We start from the raw sequence: 13,827 nt of genomic DNA, 5'->3' as shown, positions 1-13,827 counted from the left end.
TGCCCTTCTCGTAGCAGCTCTAATATCCAAGTTCTATGTTGTTAGATGGTTCGCATAGATGTAAAAAGCAGTTCAATATAATAACTGTGAAGTTTGCTTAATTTCACAGTCATTTCTTTTTTATTCATCGCCTCGTTTCAACGTATCCAGTGACCTTAGCTCAAGGAAAAGCCAATACATGTCTGTGGCAGTATTTTTACAAGGACCTCATGGCCCATTCTTTGCCCAAGTGGCAAGGCGCTTGTCACAGAGCGGAGTCATTACTCATAAGATCAACTTTAATGGCGGGGATCGCTACTTCGCTTGGGCTGATTTTCAGGTGGATTTCACCGGGGAGGAAAGTGATTGGAGTGCCTTCTTCTCAGATTATCTATCTAAAAATAATGTAGATACTGTTTTTTGCTATGGGGACTGCCGCCGCCTGCATACCATTGCAAAATCCATCTGCGAGTCCAAGGGTATCGCTTTTGGTGTATTTGAAGAGGGATATTTGCGCCCGGATTTTATCACTCTTGAATTTGGCGGGGTTAACGCTCATTCGCGTACGGACTGGTCTCGAGAAGCAATTAATAGTTATCGAGCCAGGGAGCGAAAGCCGGTAAAATCTGTTGGGCAAACTTTTTTTAGGCGAGCGCGTTTTGCAATGGCCTATTATCTTGCGATGCGGGTTTCTCAATTGGAATTTCCCCACTATCGGCACCACCGAAGTCTCAGTTGGCTAGGTGAAGGCGTTTGCTGGATCAAGAGTTTCTATCGAAAAGGCCTGTATAAACTGATGGAGCGCGGACTTACGGCCCGTTTGACGGGTGAGCTCAGCGGCCGGTACTTTCTTTTTCCACTTCAAACCCGCGATGATTTTCAACTGCGAAAGCACTCTGATCTGGTTTCTATCGAAAATGCGATAGAGGTAGTGTTGCAGTCGTTTGCACAAAATGCGCCACAGGGTTCGATGATGGTAATAAAGCACCACCCTATGGATCGTGGGTTTTGTCACTATCAAAAGCTGATACAGGAACTGGAAACTCGCTACCAGATTACCGGCAGGGTTATCTACTGTCATGACCTGCACCTGCCGACTTTGCTCGATCACACCCTAGGGGTTGTAACAATCAACAGTACAGTGGGCATATCTGCACTCTTCCACGAGGTGCCAACTCAAGTACTTGGAAGATCACTGTATGACTTACCGGGGCTGACTCATCAAGGGGGGCTCTCCAGCTTTTGGAGTCAACCCGACCCGGTAGACACGGAGTTCTTCCAGCGATTTCGGGCCTATCTTTATGATAAGACCCAAGTGGATGGCAGCTTCTCCCGCCATATTGCCGCTACAATCGATGGAGTTTGCAGGCGCTTGACGGAGTCCCGTGCAACGGAGCTAAGGCGGCAGCCTGAAACTGAGGTGGATATGGTCTAAGGAGCGCTGTACTCTTTTTCCCTCTAGATCAATGACGCTTTTCTTTTTATCTACCCAATATTGATATCCTATCTGTCGGCGGAGATACATGCTAATCAACTTGCCTAAAAAACAGGCTGATCTGGATCGTCTAACCTGTTAGACTGCGCGGCCTTTTACCCACCGCTCCGGTCCCGCGATAGGGACTTTGGCTTCAAGTGAATTCCGAAATGACCGATACCCCTAAAGCGGCCGGCTTCGACCAGTTGGGTCTGCCGTCTGAAATTCTCAGCGCCATCGAAAAGCTCGGCTATGAGACTCCCTCCCCGATTCAGGCACAAACTATTCCGTCCCTGCTGGAGGGGCGGGATGTGCTAGGCCAGGCCCAGACCGGCACTGGCAAGACCGCAGCCTTTGCGCTGCCGCTACTCTCCCAGCTGGACCTGAAGGATCGTCGCCCTCAGGCACTGGTGCTGGCACCGACCCGCGAACTGGCTATTCAGGTGGCTGAAGCCTGCCAGTCTTACGCATCCAAGTTGAAAGGTTTCCACGTTGCGCCTATCTACGGTGGCGCTGACTACCGCGGCCAGATACAGCAGTTGAAGCGTGGCGTTCAGCTGGTGGTAGGTACTCCCGGGCGGGTGATGGACCATATGCGTCGCGGTTCCCTGGATCTGTCCAATCTGCGCACCCTGGTGCTGGATGAGGCGGATGAAATGCTGCGCATGGGCTTTATCGATGATGTGCAGTGGGTACTGGAGCAAATTCCTGAAGAGCGCCAAATTGCGCTGTTTTCCGCCACTATGCCAAAAGAGATTGCCCGCATCGCCCGCGAGCATCTGGATGAGCCGGTTGAAGTAAAAATCCGTGTTAAGACCGAGACTGCGGAAACTATTCGCCAGCGCTACTGGCCGGTTGGCGGCCTGCACAAACTGGATGCACTGACCCGTATTCTTGAAGCGGAGCCGGTGGACGCCACGATTATCTTCGTGCGCACCAAAAACAGCACCGTGGAACTGGCAGATAAGCTGGCCGCCAGAGGGTTCGCCAGTGCCGCCCTGAACGGTGATATGGCGCAGAACCTGCGTGAAGCCGTGATCGACAAGCTGAAAAATGGCAAGCTCGATATTGTTGTAGCCACCGATGTTGCGGCTCGTGGGCTGGACGTAAAGCGTATCAGTCACGTGATTAACTACGATATCCCCTACGATACCGAAGCTTATATTCACCGTATCGGTCGTACCGGCCGCGCCGGTCGCGAAGGCGATGCGATCCTGTTTGTGGCGCCCCGCGAGCGCCGTATGTTGCGAGTCATCGAGAAAGCGACCAAGAAGCCGATCGAAAAACTCGATTTGCCCAGCGCAGATGCGGTTAACAGTGCCCGTATGCAGCGCTTCCGCGAGCGCATCACCGCGACCCTGGAAGGCCAAACTGATCTGGCGCCCTATCGCCAGCTGGTTGAGGAATTCCTGGCGCAGAATGAAGTTGACCCTCTGGATGTTGCTGCCGCGTTGGCTGCAATGGCCCAAGGTGATCAGCCCCTGCTGATTCAAGAGAAAGAGCAGAGGCCGCGCAAAGAGCGTCGCGAGCGCGATGATGACTTTGACGGTGGCCGCCGCCGCAAGAAGGAAAGCTTCGAGAAAGATCGCAAGCTGCCGCCGCCCGATGAGGGGCTGGAGCGCTTCCGTATCGAGATCGGCCGCGAGCAGGGCGTGCGCCCCGGCAGCATTGTTGGCGCTATTGCCAATGAGGTGGATCTGGACAGCTCCTATATCGGCCGTATCGAAATCTACAACGATTTCACCACGGTAGATCTGCCCCAGGGAATGCCGAAAGAAGTGTTCCAACACCTGAAGAAGGTGCGTGTTTCCGGTAAACCGATGAAAATCACCCGCTTCGATGAAGCGGCGGTGAAATCGAAAGGGAAGCCCAAGGGTAAGCCTAAGTTCAAGCCCAAAGGTAAGCCCAAAGCCAAGCGCGGCAATAACGACGAGTAAGTCGTACCTGTTTAGCAGGTTTATTCCGGGAGAGCGCAGGCCTGCGCTCTCCCATTCAGTTTCCTTTCTTCTATTTCTTCCCTGACTTGAATTAGCGCTGTGGCAGCATACGGGTGAGTGTGTTATCGCGGGCAATAAAGTGGTGCCACAGGGCGGCGGCGATATGCAGTCCAACCAGTACGAGCAGGGCGGGCCACATTACATCTTTGTGCAGGAAAGCTATTTGCTTGCCCAGATCCGGGTTTTTGGCGAACAGGTTGGGAACGGCAAACAGGCCAAAAAACTCGGTATCGCGCCCAAACAGTTGGCGCATCACGATGCCTGATACCGGCATAGCCAGAATCAACAGGTAGAGTCCACCATGGGTCAGGCTGGACAGCGCCTTCTGCCACTTCTTGCCTTCAATCTGTGGGCGCTTGTGACGTGCACGCCAGTAGAGGCGAAGGGCCAGAAGCATCAGGACACCGACTCCCAGGGAGAAGTGCAGCTGCATAAACCAGCCGCGCATGGGGTCGCCGCGCTCGTAAAACTCATGCAGTTCAACCGCTCCCCACACAGAGAGCAGCAGGATTACAAAAAGCCAGTGCAGTCCTTTACTCACTGAGTTCCAACGTTCAACCGGGTTTGACATAGAGGGTCTCCTACAAAGTCCAGGCATTTGGCCGGGTACAGGCCAATGCCGTATATAAGGAGCCTCTGAATAACTCCGTAATGCCTCTGCGGGTCTTGAAGGCCGCAGGTGTTAGACGCAGCTCAGTGCGAATGGTCACAGTCCTTTGCGGACGCTGCCATGCAGCAGATGCGGCCTTCAAGACCCGCCCTTCGGGGCTTGCAGAGCGATTCACACTCTGCGTTGCGACTTCTTGCAAGGTCTGGACATTCCTGCGAAGCCGCGTCTTGAGTGTGAACCGCTCTGTAAGCCAGAGGTATCACGGAGTTATTCAGAGGCTCCATCGTTATTTGTGTAATTTTACCGGCCTCTCCGGCCAGACCAAACCATTGATTTGTTTGATCTGAAAATATTCAGTTTGTTTGATAATTGTGCTGAGGTTGAATAAGTCATTATTTCCGCAAAGGCTTAAGCCGCCCAGTTAACTTTTGTAAGTGGTTAGGCAGGTTCTGCCACACTGGGGCTGGTTTTGGCCGCTCTCACACCTTGCAGATTGGCAAAGCTGGTATCCCGTGCGGTTTTGAGGAAGTCTGTGAGATAAGGTTGCTCGAGCATATCTTCCCGCACTGCCGCATAGAGAGTGCTCCAAAGGCCCTCTTTACCCAGCTGGAGTTGGGAAACAAACCCCTTTTGCAGGTACTCGTGCAGAGCCCAAGTGGGGAGGGCGCAAACCCCTCGGCCGCTGGCTACTAACTGAACCATCATCACGGTCAGTTCTGCGGTTCGAACTTCTGCAGGTTCAATTCCAGCGGGGTCGAGGAAGTGCTGGAAGATATCCAGCCGCTCTCGTTCAACCGGGTAGGTAATCTGGACTTCACCAGCTAACTCCTGCGGTTCTACCCAGCGTCGCTTGCTCTCCTGCGCCAGTGGGTGTTTGCGGCTTATGGCAAGGCACATTTCAAAGCTGAATAGTGGCTCGTAGTGCAGGCCTTTGAGACCCGAGTCCGGGTTGGAAGTGACAACCAGGTCCAGATCGCCGCGCACCAGTGCGGGCAGGGGAGCGAAGTGGAAGCCGCTGCACAGGTCCAGTTCCACTTCTGGCCAGCCGTCTCGATAGGTATTCAGTGCGGGCATCAGCCACTGGTAGCAGCTGTGGCACTCGATAGCGATATTGAGCCTGCCCGCTTGCCCAGATGCCAGCCGGGACAGGTCCCGTTGTGCTATAGCTACCTGGGGCAGTATGTCGTCGCCCAACTGCAGCAGTCTCAGACCGGCACTGGTAAATCGCAGAGGCCGGGATTTACGTATAAACAGTTCTTGGCCGAGCCGGTCCTCCATTTCGCGAAATAAGTGCGAAAGAGCCGACTGGGTCAAGTGAAGGCGCTCTGCTGCGCGTACCAAGCTGCCTGTCTCACGCAAAACACTCAGCGCACGCAAATGGCGCAATTCAATCATCATTAAAATTATTCATGTTATTTGCAAAAAATATGAAATTGATTGAACAGTACTGTGCGCACACAATCAAGTCAGGACTCTCGCTAATGCGACCGTTACCGAGATCGCAGCTGCGGGGTATTTTTCAATGGGGCAACTTTGTTCCCCTCACAGGAAACAGCTTGGGAAGGCGGCCATGGTGCAAACACATATCCTCGGCTATCCGCGTATCGGAGCCAATCGCGAACTAAAGAAAGCGCAAGAAGCCTATTGGCGCGGTGATATGCCCCAGCAGCAGTTGCTGCAAGTGGGCGCAGGGGTACGCCGTGGTAACTGGCAGGCCCAAAGTGAGGCCGGTTTGAGCCGTGTAGCTGTGGGGGATTTCGCCTGGTACGACCAGGTTCTGAATCACTCCCTGATGTTTGGTGTGGTCGGTCAGCGTTTTGCAGAGGGAGCGGCAGACAACAAGCTGGACCAGTACTTCCGCTTGGCCCGTGGTCGCGCTCCATCGGGACAGCCGGTAGCGGCCAGTGCCATGACCAAGTGGTTTGATACCAATTATCACTATCTGGTGCCTGAGTTCTCCAATGATCAGATGTTCTCCCTTGATAGTGAGTGGTTACTTGACGAGGTACGGGAAGCCCAATCCCTGGGCTACAAAGCCAAGCCGGTGGTTATTGGACCACTCACTTACTTATGGCTGGGGCGAGGTGTGGATAGCCCTCTGGATTTAGTGCCAAAACTCCTGCCTTGCTATGCCGAGTTGCTGTCTCAGCTCGCTGACCTCGGAGTTGAATGGGTGCAGTTGGATGAACCCATACTAGGCCTGGATCTGCCGGATGAATGGCGTGGGGCTTTTGATAGCACCTACCAGCAGATTGCGGCAGTAGCCCTGGGGGTGAATACACTGCTGGCTACCTATTTCTCACCTTTGCGCGAGAATTTGGAGCTGGTATTTTCCCTCCCGGTGCCTGGGGTACATATTGACTGTGTACGCGCACCTGAAGAACTTGAAGCTGCGGCCCAGCTGACAGGAAAGAACAAGGTTCTGTCTGCGGGTGTGATTAATGGGCGCAATGTGTGGCGAGCAGACCTCAGCCGCTGGCAGGGCACTTTGCAGCCTTTGGCGAAGCAGTTGGGAGATCGCCTGTGGCTATCAGCGAGTTGCTCCCTGCTCCACAGCCCTGTGGATCTGGAAACGGAGGTCAAGCTGCCCAGTGAGCAAAAACAGAAGCTCGCTTACAGCCGCCAGAAACTTCAGGAGTTGGCTCAATTACAGCAGCTGCTCAATGAGGACACAGAGATCCCTGTCTCAGGCGGAGAGAGTGGTGTAGCTGAGGGCTCCATTGTTGATCAATTACGGGATACTTGGCGTCAACAGTGCTTTCAGGATCGCTCTTTAGTACAGGCCAAGCGTTGGAAATTACCACTGCTGCCCACCACCACAATAGGCTCATTCCCACAGACGGATCTTTTGCGCGGTGTGCGTCGCAAGTACCGCAATAGCGAGATTTCTGAGGCGGATTATTTAGAACATCTAGGCGCTGAAATTGCCGAAGCTATCCGTCGTCAGGAAATACTCGGTCTGGATGTACTGGTGCATGGTGAGGCTGAGCGCAACGATATGGTGGAATATTTCGGGGAGCAACTGGATGGTTTTGTACACACCGGTAATGGCTGGGTGCAAAGTTATGGCTCTCGCTGTGTGAAACCCCCGATAATTTTTGGTGATATCTCCCGACCTAACGCTATGACAGTAGAGTGGAGTAGCTATGCCCAGAGCCTAACTAATAAGCCGGTAAAAGGTATGCTCACCGGCCCGGTCACAATTCTCAACTGGTCCTTCCCGAGGGAGGACATCCACTGCAGTGAGAGCTGTCTGCAAATTGCCAAGGCATTGCGGGAGGAGGTGCTGGATCTTGAGGCGGCCGGTATCGGGATTATCCAGATTGATGAACCGGCTTTGCGTGAGGGAGTTCCCCTTCGAGAGTCTGAGCACCAGGATTATTTTGCCTGGGCGGTAGGGTGTTTCCGCTACACCTGTAGCGAAGTAAAAGCGGAAACCCAGATCCACACTCATATGTGTTACAGCAATTTCAATGCAATTATGGATGCCATTGTTTCCCTTGATGCGGATGTAATTACTATTGAATCAGCTCGCTCCGATTTGCGCCTACTCAGCGCGTTTGCCGACAAGGCCGGTGGTTACCCCAATGAAATTGGACCTGGCATTTACGATATTCACTCACCCAATGTGCCGGAAAGGAGGGAGCTGGTTGAGCGACTTAAGAAAATTGCACAAGTGGTGCCGGTTGAAAGACTCTGGGTAAATCCGGACTGTGGCCTTAAAACCCGTAACTGGGCTGAGGTCGGGTCATCCTTACTGAATATGGTAGAGGCTGCGCGCACTGTGCGCACAGAACTGGCCTAGCCAATTTAGAAATAAAAAAACCGGCAATCATTTGGATTGCCGGTTTTTTCTTTTCTGTTTTTTCCGCTTCTGTTTTTTTAACTTACTCGGACTTGGTGGCTACTGTAGTAGTATTATTTAATTCAAATGGCACTGAAGGGTGGAAAGGTTTAATACCCAAGGCAGTGTAAAGCTCATCCGGGCGATACATATTTTGTCCCTCGAGAACCAGTGCAGTGCGACGTAACGCAGTGATATCCTCAAGGGGATTTCCCTCCAGTAAAACCAGGTCTGCATTTTTACCCACCGCAATACTGCCAGTGTACTCGTCGGCCCCCATAACCTGCGCCGGTACCAGTGTAGCCGTGCGCAGTACATCAATATTGGGAATACCTGCTTTGGCATAGAGTTCGAGTTCGCGTAACAGGGTAAATCCGGGGATGCCATCGGAGCCCGCGACCATAGTGACCTTGTGCTCGTGTAGTTTGAGCATCATGGCCAGCAGGGCTTCCGCTGAAAGGTCGTAGTCATCCCGGTGTTCCGGCTTCACATCCAGTTCGGCCCCAACAAAGGCGCGCTGGATATTGACTGGAAGGTGGTCGGTAATATCGGCAAACTCAGGATCTACTTTGCCCGGCTGGCGCAGTAACATCGAACTGAATACGGTGGTGGTTGCGTCTACGACAGTGCCTTTTTTGGCTAGCTTATCCAGGAAAGTAGCCACTTCTTTGCTATCCAGATCCAGCTCGTGGGCGTGCTCTCCGATTTCTGTAAAGCGCAGTCTTTTACGGGTATCTATCTTGCCCATAAAATTCAGAAACAGCATATTGATATGCTGAATTTCATCAAAGCCCGCGTCCACTGCCTCTTCGGCGGTCATAAATGCAGGAATATGACCGGACAAACGCATACCATTTTCGTGGATATGCTTGGCTAAGGGAGCGATCCACTCGGGCTCCATCGAGCTGTAAGTTTTAATTTGCTGATAGCCGCGATCGGCATACCACTCGACAATATCCTTGGCTTCTTCCAGGCTGTCCGCAGTCTTGCCCATTCGCATGGCATTTTCGCTTTCCCGGTCCATAAAGCCCGCACGGAAAAGGTCGCCGCCTATGATTTGCTCTGACTCAAACATCCCTTCAATACGCATGATACTTTCATGGGTATTACCGATGTCGCGAACATTGACAATGCCAGCGGCCATATTCAGAACACCATCGGTAGGGGATAAGTGGGCGTGCATATCCCAGAGGCCGGGGATCAGCGTATGGTTACGAGCATCAATGGTGGTTGCCCCGTTGGCTTTGATCGGCTTTTTACTGATTTTTGCGATCTTTCCATCTTTGATCAGAACATGGTGCTTTTTCTGCAGTTTGCCAGATTCAACATCAACCAGGTTGACGTTGCTGATCAGGATCGGTTGGGTTGATGTGTGGGTATGTTTCTTGGCAATACCTTGCAGGTACTGGTCTGCGGCTGCGACTTGCCGGGTTTTCAGTTCTTCGAGGTGAGATTTATCCCAACCTTTGCGCAGGATGGCGAACCATCCCCCTTCGTCGGAGGCAAATAAATCCCCATTGTCATCGTACCAGGCGAGATCTGGGGTAAAGCCCAGGCCGCTTACGCCGTAAAGATGGACCGTTTTCTTTTTCTCGCCTTGTTGCAGGGTCACTTTATCAAGCTTATGGAGGCGTGCTTTTCCTTGCGGCAGTAAATCAATATTTTGATCTGCATCGGCAATCAGTGCTTTTACCAATTGCGTCTGTACGGCAAGGGTACTGTTCTTGGGAATATAAAATTGGGCTTCGGAAGTTTTTGCACTGCCATGTTCATCGGAACCTTTCCAGCGAGCGACACCATTTTCCAGGGAAAATTCTTCGCTGACTGGAGCACCAAATGGGCTGATCCCTTCAATGGATAATTGCTCGGGCATTGCCGCCTCACCGATAGTGAAGCTCTCCTTGAGGTTTAGGCGACGGTTATTCCAGCCGAGCTTTAATTCACCAGATACCTTTGTTCCATCCTGATGAATAACTTCAGAGCCAGCAATGCCCTCTTTATCGTAAAAAATATATTCGATTGATTTTGCATAAGCGCTATTGGCTGCGGCTAGAACTGTGGCTGCGATAAGCGTTGCCAGTGTTTTTTTTCTCATGAACTGTCCCTTTTCTTGTTGTAATACCGGTGATGGACTTTGGCTTTTTTTCGGTGAGGGGGCAAGCAGCTCAGGGGCGCAAGCGGCGAGAGGAAAAGCGGGAGCGGTAGGGCGTTCTTTAATGTTTTAACTTTCTGAGTAAGGTAAAGGTATTGCGAGAGCGCTTACTTGTAAGCACTCTCACAATATTGCTTTAGTCTATGAACTAAGGGGTGCGAGAAAGATTTTCGTTGCCGGTTGCGTGTACGGCAATATTGTCTTCAATACGCACGCCGCCGTAGGGGCGGAAGCTGTCGACCTTATCCCAGTTAACCTCGGCAGCGAGGTCTGAGTCTTTTAGCTCTCCCAATAGGCTATCGATAAAGTAGAGTCCAGGTTCGATGGTAAATACCTGGTTCTCCTCGATAGTTCGGCTGGTGCGCAGGAACGGGTACTCGGCCGGTGGGGGTGTCGTGCCTCCATCGGGGCCGGTTTGGTGACCGCCGACATCGTGTACCTGGAGGCCGAGGAAGTGACCCAGGCCGTGTGGCAGGAAGGGGCGAGTTAAGCCGGATTCCACGGCATTCTCGGCAGAGGTTTTGATTATGCCAAATTGGGCCAACAGCTCTCCCACGTTGAAGTGGCACTGGCGATGTAGTTCCGGGTAAGGCAGGCCAGGCTTGAGGCCGTCTACCAGCTGCAACTGCTTTTCATCCATACCCGCTACCAGCTCTGCGAACTCATTATCGGCATAGGCGTAGGTGCGAGTGATATCAGAGCAGTAGCCATTGCAGTCAGCACCCGCATCGATCAGGAAGCTTTTCAGCTGCGGCTCAGGCAGGCGCTCAGTAGACAGGTGGGTGTAATGCAGGATTGCGGCGTGTTCATTCAGGGCAACAATATTGCCGTAGGGCATACGGTTCTCACCCTGGCCTGCAGCGCCCAGGTAGGCCTGATTGATTTCAAATTCACTGGCGCCACTGCGGAAAGCCTGTTCGGCGGCGCGGTGCCCATTGACCGCAATACGGTTCGCCTCACGCAGGCAGGCGACCTCATAAGGCGTTTTATAAGCGCGGGCCCAGTGCAAGCGGTTGATCAGAAGCTCCGGATTTTCCTCCCCCAGTGACCAGCCTTGCAGCTTGTCGCTCTCACCGATAAAAGCGGCATTCTCCGGGCTCAAGAACGCTTGGGCATCGGCCGGCTTGCTCAGTAGCTCGATATCGTAGAAATCGCTCCAGAAGGTCTGGGGTGCCGGCGGTACATAGTGCCAAAAGTCTACTGGGCGGTAGAACAAAAGCTTTGGCTTTTGTCCGCGCTGATAGATAACCCAGCTGTGGGGGTTGTCGGTAATGGGAACCAGTGCCTTAAAGTGGGGATTCACCTTAAACGGGTAATAGTTATCGTCTAGGAACTGCACCCTGGGAGCGCCACTGAATACGTTGAGGGTATCAAACCCGCTCTGTTCGAGGATTTCGTCGTAGCGGCGGCACAGGGTGGCCATATGATCGGCGTAAAGGTTTTTATCCATGTTCTCCCCGGAATGGATCGCTGAATCGTAAAGTCGGCATAGTGTATAGTCTGGACTCTGGATATTTGGCCTGAAATTTGACCATGGAAAAGAAGATACTGCTGACCGACTGCCCCGATGATAAGGGGCTGATCGCAAAGATTACCAATATTTGCTACAAGCACCAGCTGAACATCATCAAGAATGATGAGTTTGTGGACCGGGTTGAGGGGCGCTTCTTTATGCGCACTGCCCTGGAGGGTATCTTTAACGATACCACCTTCCTGGAAGATCTGGATATGACGCTGCCCCAGGGGGCAGAGCGTCGCCTGGTATCCATAGAGCGGAAGAAACGCCTGGTGCTGATGGTTACCCGCGAGCCCCACTGCCTGGGTGATATCCTGATGAAGTGCTATTCCGGCGCTATGGATGTGGAGATCGCGGCTGTTATCGGCAATCATCCGGATCTGGAGGGGCTGGTACAGAAGTTTGATATTCCTTTCCACTGTATTTCTGCTGAGGGGGTGGAGCGCGGAGCTCACGAGCAGCAAGTGGCCACCTTAGTGGATGAGTACAATCCAGATTATTTGGTGCTGGCCAAGTATATGCGCGTGCTAACCCCTGATTTTGTTGCTCGCTATAGTGGGCGCATTATCAACATCCACCATTCTTTCCTGCCCGCATTTATTGGAGCCAAGCCCTATCAGCAGGCCTACGAGCGTGGAGTAAAAATTATTGGAGCCACAGCTCACTTTGTTACCGACGATCTGGATGAAGGGCCGATCATTGAACAGGATGTAATACATGTGGATCATGCCTATTCTGCAGAAACCATGGCGGATGCAGGTAGGGATGTTGAAAAATTGGTTTTGACTCGAGCGCTGCAACTAGTTTTGCAGGAACGAGTGTTTATACACGGAAATAAAACAGTGGTATTTAAATAGAAACGCAGTAAACAATACTAACTTTGCGCTCGATGTAGTAAAGCTGGTTAGTGTTTAGAGAGGATTTTGAGTGAATAATAAAAATATTAGCAGTTTTCAGGCCCGCTTATTTATTGCCGCTGGCCTAGCGTTACCTATTTTTCTCAGTGCCTGTTCCAGTAACAAGCCGATTCCCGGAATGAAAGAGTCGTTTGTAACTGAGATTGCTCAAAACGGAGCTAAGCGTTTTACATTTACTCTTGAGAAGGATCGGCAGGATCTTCCTCCCCCAGTTTCAAACCAGCCTAGTTCTCAACGTCGAATGCAGCGGGATACAATCGGTTTGGGAGGCCGTTCAAGTGACCGAGTAGAGCGTTATTTAGATTGGGCTCTCGAGCAAAAGATGTTGGAAACCGGTTTCTGTGAGCGTGGCTATTTTGAAATTGAACGGGTTATTTCTGCAGATGGGGGTGAGGTGCGGGGAGAGTGCCGAGAAGGCGCTTTTTAGTGTCTTTTCTGCTTGCTAGACCTGTGCAGTAATTCAAGCCGATGTAAAAAGACAGGGGCTCTTTACCAGCTATTGCAGATAATAATAATGAAGTCTGAATCAATATTGGAAATGGTGTCTACCCAGCAGATTATTGCGGTTTTTGATTTAATATCAGATATTATTTTTTGGGTAAAAGATGATTCTGGTTACGTAGTACATTGTAACCGAGAGTTTATTGAGCATGTTGGATGCAGGTCCCTTAATCAGGTTGTGGGCCGCTCTGATATGGATTTTTCCCCCTCTTATCTCGCAAAAAACTATATGCGTGATGACCAAAGAGTGATGGAGGGCGAAACGATTACAGATCGACTGGAGTTGAATATAGGGAAAAGTGGAGAGTTGGTTTGGTTTACGACATCCAAGCGCCCACTAAAGAATTCCACTGGAAAAATTATTGGTACCTATGGCGTAGCTCGCGACCTTAATGAAACGGTCAAAACGCTCTCCAGAATGGATAAGCTGAAAAAGCCTGTTGAATATATTAAAAATAATTACAGTCAGCCGATTACTGTCGAACAGCTAGCAGAGGTAGCCAGTTTGTCTGTTAGCGCCCTTGAGAGGCGATTTAAAAAGTATTTGGAGAAAACTCCAATGCAGTTTGTCAGGGAGGTTAGGTTAGAGAACTCCCGTCGTATGCTGGTGGACACTCAGCGGCCAATTTCTGAAATCGCATACCGTGTCGGATTTCCATCTCACAGTTACTTCAGTAGACATTTCAAGACCATGTTTGGGCAGCTTCCCGCTATTTATAGAGAAGAAGTTCAGTCTCAACTTTGAATGCGATAGGCCATTCCTGAACTACTTAGAGATGGATAATCAATAGAAGTTTTTTATTGAAATGGTTTGGTGCTGGCTTTCTTCTCTTTAAA

Annotated in this window: 11 protein-coding genes; 6 read left to right on the top strand and 5 right to left on the bottom strand. The window is 51.5% G+C overall.

The features are described from left to right. The first annotated feature begins 178 nt into the window (after positions 1-178). Both ACJJIS_RS17360 and ACJJIS_RS17355 read left to right on the top strand, forming a co-directional pair. A complete protein-coding gene (locus ACJJIS_RS17360) occupies positions 179-1,414 on the top strand; it encodes a capsule polysaccharide biogenesis protein (protein ID WP_475708674.1) in 1,236 nt (411 codons plus the stop codon). 209 nt (positions 1,415-1,623) lie between these two features. Beyond that, positions 1,624-3,390, top strand: a complete 1,767-nt coding sequence (locus ACJJIS_RS17355) for a DEAD/DEAH box helicase (protein WP_282934580.1) — start codon at positions 1,624-1,626, stop codon at positions 3,388-3,390. Between the two features lie 91 nt (positions 3,391-3,481). Here the strand turns inward: ACJJIS_RS17355 and ACJJIS_RS17350 are convergent, their stop codons facing one another. The 3 genes from ACJJIS_RS17350 to ACJJIS_RS17340 all read right to left on the bottom strand — a co-directional run bounded on the left by ACJJIS_RS17350 (position 3,482) and on the right by ACJJIS_RS17340 (position 5,458). Beyond that, entirely contained in the window at positions 3,482-4,021 is a 540-nt protein-coding gene (locus ACJJIS_RS17350) for a cytochrome b (protein ID WP_413664530.1), read from the bottom strand. A 10-nt stretch (positions 4,022-4,031) separates the two neighbouring features. Further along, on the bottom strand, positions 4,032-4,259 hold the full coding sequence (locus tag ACJJIS_RS17345; protein ID WP_444906306.1) for a hypothetical protein: 228 nt from the start codon (positions 4,257-4,259) through the stop codon (positions 4,032-4,034). A 239-nt stretch (positions 4,260-4,498) separates the two neighbouring features. Further along, positions 4,499-5,458 carry a LysR family transcriptional regulator gene (locus tag ACJJIS_RS17340; protein WP_475708673.1) on the bottom strand — a complete coding sequence of 320 codons (960 nt, stop codon included), beginning with the start codon at positions 5,456-5,458 and terminating at the stop codon, positions 4,499-4,501. 172 nt (positions 5,459-5,630) lie between these two features. On the opposite strand from ACJJIS_RS17340, the gene metE reads away from it, so the two are divergent. Then, positions 5,631-7,865 (top strand): 5-methyltetrahydropteroyltriglutamate--homocysteine S-methyltransferase, encoded by a 2,235-nt coding sequence (metE, locus tag ACJJIS_RS17335; RefSeq protein WP_475708672.1) that lies wholly within the window; start codon positions 5,631-5,633, stop codon positions 7,863-7,865. Positions 7,866-7,947: 82 nt separating this feature from the next. Here the strand turns inward: metE and ACJJIS_RS17330 are convergent, their stop codons facing one another. After that, on the bottom strand, positions 7,948-9,999 hold the full coding sequence (locus ACJJIS_RS17330) for an amidohydrolase family protein (RefSeq protein ID WP_444935025.1): 2,052 nt from the start codon (positions 9,997-9,999) through the stop codon (positions 7,948-7,950). A 205-nt stretch (positions 10,000-10,204) separates the two neighbouring features. Next, positions 10,205-11,506, bottom strand: coding sequence for a Xaa-Pro dipeptidase (gene pepQ, locus ACJJIS_RS17325; protein WP_444935026.1), 1,302 nt, complete (start codon positions 11,504-11,506; stop codon positions 10,205-10,207). Positions 11,507-11,589: 83 nt separating this feature from the next. Between pepQ and purU the strand changes: the two genes are divergently transcribed. From purU to ACJJIS_RS17310, 3 genes are all read left to right on the top strand, one after another. Further along, positions 11,590-12,429 carry a formyltetrahydrofolate deformylase gene (gene purU / locus ACJJIS_RS17320; protein ID WP_444935027.1) on the top strand — a complete coding sequence of 280 codons (840 nt, stop codon included), beginning with the start codon at positions 11,590-11,592 and terminating at the stop codon, positions 12,427-12,429. Between the two features lie 70 nt (positions 12,430-12,499). After that, on the top strand, positions 12,500-12,916 hold the full coding sequence (locus ACJJIS_RS17315; RefSeq protein ID WP_444935028.1) for a hypothetical protein: 417 nt from the start codon (positions 12,500-12,502) through the stop codon (positions 12,914-12,916). Between the two features lie 87 nt (positions 12,917-13,003). Beyond that, the gene (locus tag ACJJIS_RS17310) at positions 13,004-13,735 is read left to right on the top strand and encodes an AraC family transcriptional regulator (RefSeq protein WP_413664535.1); all 732 of its coding nucleotides are present in this window, start codon (positions 13,004-13,006) and stop codon (positions 13,733-13,735) included. Positions 13,736-13,827 lie beyond the last annotated feature (92 nt).

The sequence above is a fragment of the Microbulbifer maximicatervae (SeqCode) genome (genome assembly GCF_056231245.1).
Note: the sequence above shows the minus strand (reverse complement) of the source record. Positions and strands in the feature narration are given on the sequence as shown.

Coding starts and splice junctions, on each gene's coding strand:
- pepQ (WP_444935026.1), bottom strand. CDS start 11,506: ATGGATAAAAACCTTTACGCCGATCATATGGCCACCCTGTGCCGCCGC.
- ACJJIS_RS17330 (WP_444935025.1), bottom strand. CDS start 9,999: ATGAGAAAAAAAACACTGGCAACGCTTATCGCAGCCACAGTTCTAGCC.
- metE (WP_475708672.1), top strand. CDS start 5,631: ATGGTGCAAACACATATCCTCGGCTATCCGCGTATCGGAGCCAATCGC.
- ACJJIS_RS17360 (WP_475708674.1), top strand. CDS start 179: ATGTCTGTGGCAGTATTTTTACAAGGACCTCATGGCCCATTCTTTGCC.
- ACJJIS_RS17350 (WP_413664530.1), bottom strand. CDS start 4,021: ATGTCAAACCCGGTTGAACGTTGGAACTCAGTGAGTAAAGGACTGCAC.
- ACJJIS_RS17355 (WP_282934580.1), top strand. CDS start 1,624: ATGACCGATACCCCTAAAGCGGCCGGCTTCGACCAGTTGGGTCTGCCG.
- purU (WP_444935027.1), top strand. CDS start 11,590: ATGGAAAAGAAGATACTGCTGACCGACTGCCCCGATGATAAGGGGCTG.
- ACJJIS_RS17310 (WP_413664535.1), top strand. CDS start 13,004: ATGAAGTCTGAATCAATATTGGAAATGGTGTCTACCCAGCAGATTATT.
- ACJJIS_RS17340 (WP_475708673.1), bottom strand. CDS start 5,458: ATGATGATTGAATTGCGCCATTTGCGTGCGCTGAGTGTTTTGCGTGAG.